This is a genomic window from Pseudomonas sp. ICMP 10191, from assembly GCF_001467335.1.
Lineage (GTDB): Bacteria > Pseudomonadota > Gammaproteobacteria > Pseudomonadales > Pseudomonadaceae > Aquipseudomonas > Aquipseudomonas cerasi.
The window spans coordinates 1-5,791 of record NZ_LKGW01000144.1 but is presented as its reverse complement, the minus strand read 5'-3'; the positions used below and the strand labels follow the sequence as shown (position 1 = coordinate 5,791).

The 5,791-nt window shown below is 56.2% G+C and carries 3 protein-coding genes; all 3 read left to right on the top strand.

Annotated elements, in window-relative coordinates:
* Positions 1 to 1,274 (top strand): imelysin family protein (locus AO388_RS21920; protein WP_058417113.1); only part of this gene is annotated, 1,274 nt, incomplete at its 5' end.
* 192 nt (positions 1,275 to 1,466) lie between these two features.
* Entirely contained in the window at positions 1,467 to 2,354 is an 888-nt protein-coding gene (locus AO388_RS21915; protein WP_003431424.1) for a DUF4123 domain-containing protein, read from the top strand.
* A complete protein-coding gene (locus tag AO388_RS21910; RefSeq protein ID WP_058417112.1) occupies positions 2,351 to 5,731 on the top strand; it encodes a toxin VasX in 3,381 nt (1,126 codons plus the stop codon). Before AO388_RS21915 ends, AO388_RS21910 begins: the two co-directional genes overlap by 4 nt.
* The last annotated feature ends 60 nt before the right edge of the window (positions 5,732 to 5,791 follow it).

The following is a 5,791-nucleotide window of genomic DNA, read 5'->3' as shown; positions in this document are numbered from 1 at the left end:
CCGCCCCGGCACCCGCGCCAGCCGCTGCTCCGGCGACGCCGGCTGTGACGCCTGCGGCCCCTGCTCCGGCAGCCGCTGCCCAGACTGACGACGCGGCGGCCAAGGCTGTGGTCGCGAACTACGCCAACATGGTGTCCGCCGTGTTCGACGATGCCGAGGCAGGCGCGAAAAAACTCAGCACTGCCGTCGACGCCTTCCTGGCCAAGCCCAACGATGAAACCCTGAAAGCTGCCCGCGAAGCGTGGATCGCTGCGCGTGTGCCTTACATGCAGAGCGAAGTCTTCCGCTTCGGCAACACCATCATCGACGACTGGGAAGGACAGGTTAACGCCTGGCCCCTGGACGAAGGCCTGATCGACTATGTGGCCAAGGATTACCAGCACGCGCTGGGCAACCCGGGCGCCACTGCCAACATCATCGCCAACACCGAAATTCAGGTCGGCGAAGACAAGGTCGACGTGAAGGAAATCACCTCCGAAAAACTCGCCAGCCTGAACGAGCTGGGGGGTTCCGAGGCCAACGTCGCCACCGGCTACCACGCCATCGAATTCCTGCTCTGGGGCCAGGATCTGAACGGCACCGGCCCTGGTGCCGGCGCACGTCCGGCCAGCGATTACCTGGAAGGCGCTGGCGCGACCGGCGGCCACAATGATCGCCGCCGTGCCTACCTCAAGGCCGTCACCGACCTGCTGGTCAGCGACCTCGAAGAAATGTCCGGTAACTGGAAGGCCGGCGTGCCCGACAACTACCGCGCCACGCTGGAAGCCGAACCCGGTGAAAGCGGCCTGCGCAAGATGCTCTTCGGCATGGGCAGCCTGTCGCTGGGTGAACTGGCGGGCGAGCGCATGAAAGTCGCACTGGAAGCCAACTCCAGCGAAGACGAACACGACTGCTTCAGCGACAACACGCACAACTCGCACTTCTACAACGGCAAGGGCATCCGCAACGTTTATCTGGGCGAGTACACCCGCACCGACGGCAGCAAGGTCAGCGGGCCGAGCCTTTCGTCTCTGGTCGCCAAGGTAGATCCCGCCACCGACGCCACCTTGCGCGCCGACCTGGACGACACGCAGGCCAAGTTGCAGGTCATCGTCGATCATGCGAACAAGGGCGAGCATTTCGACCAGTTGATCGCTGCCGGCAACACCGCAGGCAATCAGGTGGTGCGTGACGCCATCGCCGCGCTGGTCAAACAGACAGGCGCCATCGAACAGGCGGCTGGCAAGCTGGGCATCACTGACCTGAACCCGGACAACGCCGATCACGAGTTCTGATCAACCGCGTTTGTTGCGATAACCATCGATGCCGGTCAGTTCGCTGACCGGCATTTTTTGTGTCTGATCGACCCGTAGGCCAAAGATCTTTCAGTGATCTTTGTAGGGCCTTTCCTAAACTGGTTTTCGGGTATTGAAGGCAGACACCACACCACCGAGTATCCGCGCCTCGTTCCCCTTCAAAGCGCGCTCATGTTTGAATTTGAATCCGGCCCTGATGATCTGCCATGGGCGAAAAACGCCTATCTGCTGCTCAACGCCATCAATCTTCCCGATCTGAGAAGAAAGCTTTTCGAGTGGAACCCCTCCCCTGTCTGCACACTGCTGTTCCTGCAAACCCGCTTCAGCGAATTGCTGGATATCTCGCCCGCCCTGATTCAGATCGATGGCCCATACGACCCGACATTTTCAAGTTTCCTGACTCACGCGCGCGAAGAATGGGGTCTGCTGCTATTCAGTGATGCCAGCCACAAGACGGTGGCTGACCATCTGCGCTGGCTGGTGTTCGTTGACAAACCAGCAGGCGAGGCCTGCTATTTGAACCTTTCAGACCCGCCCGTCGCAAACGCGCTGCTCGGGCTTCATCCGGCACATACCGATAATCGGTTGTTCGGCCCTATCGACAGTGTTTATGCAGCAGATGTCATCACTGAACACTGGATAAAGCACGAGCGTCATGGTGAGTCAGCCATTCATGACAACACGATCCTGTATCGGATGAGCGATCGGCAGATGGAGGCCATCAGTGACGTTGCGTTTCGCCTGATCGTGATCAGTCTTGACCTGCACCTGCGCACATTTTTTCCGGCCTACCTCACATCCACAGGTCTGAAGTCGCGATACGGCCATGTGCATGCACTGGCCTTCACAGCCTATGAAGCAGGCTTCAACAGCGAAGCGGATATTTTCCATTACGCCAACGTCATCTGCTTTCTGGCTACCCAGCCGGACGACTCGCATCCTGATATCAGAACGCTGATGGATGAAAAGTCCTCTCTGACGCCATCTCAGCGTATTCAACAGGCCAACTGGCTGGCAGTGAAACGCAGTCGCGAACAGCACGGAGCAACCCGGCCATGAGTCGCAAAACACTTTCGCCTGTAGACAAAGCCTATTGGGAGGCCAGAGCAAGAACCCATATTGATGCCCGCAACAGTACGAGTAACTGCCCTTTGATGGGCACCAAAGTCCAGCTATTGCCATTGCGTTACGGTCGCGTGGAACGGCTTCACAACCCGTCGGATACCGACGGCTACCGAGACTTGAAACGACCGCTCGGCTTGCGTCTGGTACGTGACGGCTATCTGTATGTGATTGATGAAAGCAGCGGCTATCTGCATGAGTATCGCCTTGAAAGCGGCGTACCGACCAAACTGCTCTGGCAGGACCGGGAAGTCGCTCAGGATGTCAGGCAGACCACGATTGGCGAGCACACCCTGATCTTTGCCCGCGATACGACGTTGCATGTTGCCTATGCCGAACTGCAATGGACAGCAGCCAAATGCACCCGCGTGCTGGACAGCGCAGCAGACCGTTTCTATTTCATGCAGAAAGTGAATCTGGCTGAAGCCGATTGCCAGCAAGGCGGCGTCCACCTTCGCGTCGAACAGCAAGTCAGAGAGCAGCTTGCCGAACTCGCCGAGTTGCCGGCACAACAATGCACTACACCCGATATGCCAGAGGAGGAACAACAGGACTATGTCTGGGAGCATCTGCCGCTGTTTCGCGAGGCGCATATCGGCGAGTTGAAAAACACACTCAACCCGTTCTACGAACTGAATCACCTGTATCTGGTACTCGACGACAGCATCGGCATGCTGCGCGACCTTGCGCAGGAACAGGACGAGGTGGTGAGTTGGCTCAACCAGTGGCGTGAGCGTAACGACAATGAAATGCGTTACATAACGGCCAGCTACATTGACACACTGATGAGCGTTGGCGACAACACTGCCCGGCAGACAAACCCGGACTCGAAACTGCTGAAGAACACCACGCCTGAACAACGCAGCCGCATTTATGATTACCTCAATGCGCGCAATGACTGGCACCGGGAACACCATCAGGGACCTGTGCCAGCGACTACTTCAGCGGGGCAGTATTCCGCCATGCGCGGGGGCGCCTACACCGAACGGCCGCGAGCCAGATTTGCCAGACTGAACATGGAAAACAAGCACTCACAGATGCTGCTCGCGCTTGGCCAACCACTCCATGAACAACTGGAAGACGACATTGAAGCGCTGGAAAAGAACAGCCAGGGCACGCTGAACGGCGTCGGACTCGGCTCACGAGGTATTTACGATCTCGTTCGCCACCAAGAAATGCACGCTTATCTGTCCCAGGAGCGCTCGCACCTTCAACGCTGGACGCAACGACTCGACGATATTACCCACGATCGCGTGAGCCTGTTCACTCAGGGGGAACTCTATCGAAGTGCCTGGTACTTCGATCCAGACCACCCCGACCAGTTGAAAAGCGCCTTGGCGATGGAGCTCAACTGCACCCGCGACCTGTGCCGCACCGACGAAAGCCTGCGGAAGGTCAGCGACTACTTTCACGATAACCCCCACTACATTCTGCCGGTGTTCTATGGGCGTCTGGACATGGACTTTCTGCGCGCCAAATCAGGCAACCTGCTCAAGTGGCTGGATGATATTCGCAACTTCAGCGACGGATTGGCCGATGCGCAAAGGCGCATCGCTGATATCAGCCACATCATGGGTAATCACTGGACCAACAGCCTGAACCTGGACCCCGCCGCACTACCGTTGCACCAAGCCGTCAATGCCAGCTACATCCCTGCCGTCGCCCTGCATCTGGAGCGTTGGCTGATTGAGATGCAACAGAAGCTGAACAGCCCGCAACTACGCCAGCATCTGGACAACTTCGGCAGAGCAAGCAATCGAGCCCAACGACTGGGCATGCTGGTGGCGCTGCAGCAGGAAGCCGTCACCCTGCGAATTGCCGACGAAGCCGACGTGACAAAATTTCGCGACAACTTCGCGCGCTTGAATCAGCTGCTTGCCAGCGAAGACGACCTCATCAGAGAACGCAACCGCCTTACCAAACTCATCAACCGCCGCACACTCACAGCGGATCAACATCAAGGTCTGCTTTACGAAAGGCAATACACCAACCAACGGCTGCTGCAGACCCGCAACACGCGAGACGCGCTGCGCCGAGACCTGGAAAAAGCCATTACCCCGACCGGTAACCCGCACAACGGCGCGATTGGCGTTCGACTGGATATCACTGACCCGCAACTGCAAGCGCTCAATGACGAAATTAAAAAGGTGCGGGCGGGAGCATTTAAGGGGTACGCGACTCAAGGGGCAGCTGCGGCTGCGTTGAAGGGGAGTTTCTTTCCGTTACTGGCGGTGTGTCTGCAGGTTGGGAATCTGGGGGAGGTTTGGAGTGTTTGGAGTGTTTGGAGAGGCTCTGACAATCGTAGAACCATTAAAGAAATTGTAATAGCTATCGGTGGGTTCAGTAGTGTGGCTTCGGCAGCGTTATCAGTCTTTCAAGCGGTGTACGTTGCAATGATCGATAATGCTCTCCGAGCCCTAGCGGTCGAAAGTTCTGAAACGGGAGGAAAGCTGCTCACTGCTCGTCTCGGAAAAATAGGATTGGGGTTGGGAGCATTTATTGCTCCGCTGAGTTTATTGGGCGGAGCAGGTACGGCATGGAATAATTGGGAAAAATGGCAAACAGCGCTGATGTGCAGCACATCGAGTGAAAAAATAGGAGCGCTCATGGCGCTGACAGGTGACGTTGGCGCTACCGGCGTGAACGCTGCCTTGACGCTACAGACCGGCAAAGAACTGATAGGCATATTGAAGGATATTTACCTTGATACCACTTACTCTAAAAAAGAAGTGGCAAGCATAGCGTGGTCTACCAGAGGACCAAGATTCCTAAGACTTTCGATTCAGCTCACACCTTGGGGACTCGCCTTCACCGCACTTCAGCTGGGCGGCGAGGCCCTATTCAACTACTCCAACCTGGAGGAACAGCAACAGTGGTTGCTCTACTGTATGTGGGGTAACGAGCCCCAAGCCTGGGATTGGAGCACTCATTCACAACGACTTGCAGAGATCAACCTGCTGCCTACTATTTTTGATAACGGTATTACTCATGGACTTACAGAGGGTGAATCTGTACGTAGTTTGCACCTGGTATTGCCAGGCTTGACCCAAGCCAGCTTTGAAGACACTTCACTACGGTGGGAAGCTGAGCTTCAACACTCATCTCATAAACAGAATGTTAGCGAGACGCTTAGAAATAAGCTGTCTGTTTTTTCTGTTTCACCTTTAACATTGGCGTTGGAAATCCCAATAGGCTGGCAGGGACACAATGCCATGTTGGCATTACACTTGGCTGTTAAGCCAGCATTAGCATCAACTTACTTAAACGCAGACAGAGGATATCTAACTTACCGCATAGCACTAGGGAGACGCTGAAAAATTAACCCGTTCGCACCGTCTTCATTTCCAAGCCGGTTTTTTTCAACCTGCCGGCCT

Bases quoted from the DNA above. Each gene is read 5' to 3' on its own strand.
- AO388_RS21910 (WP_058417112.1), top strand. From the start codon at position 2,351: ATGAGTCGCAAAACACTTTCGCCTGTAGACAAAGCCTATTGGGAGGCC.
- AO388_RS21915 (WP_003431424.1), top strand. From the start codon at position 1,467: ATGTTTGAATTTGAATCCGGCCCTGATGATCTGCCATGGGCGAAAAAC.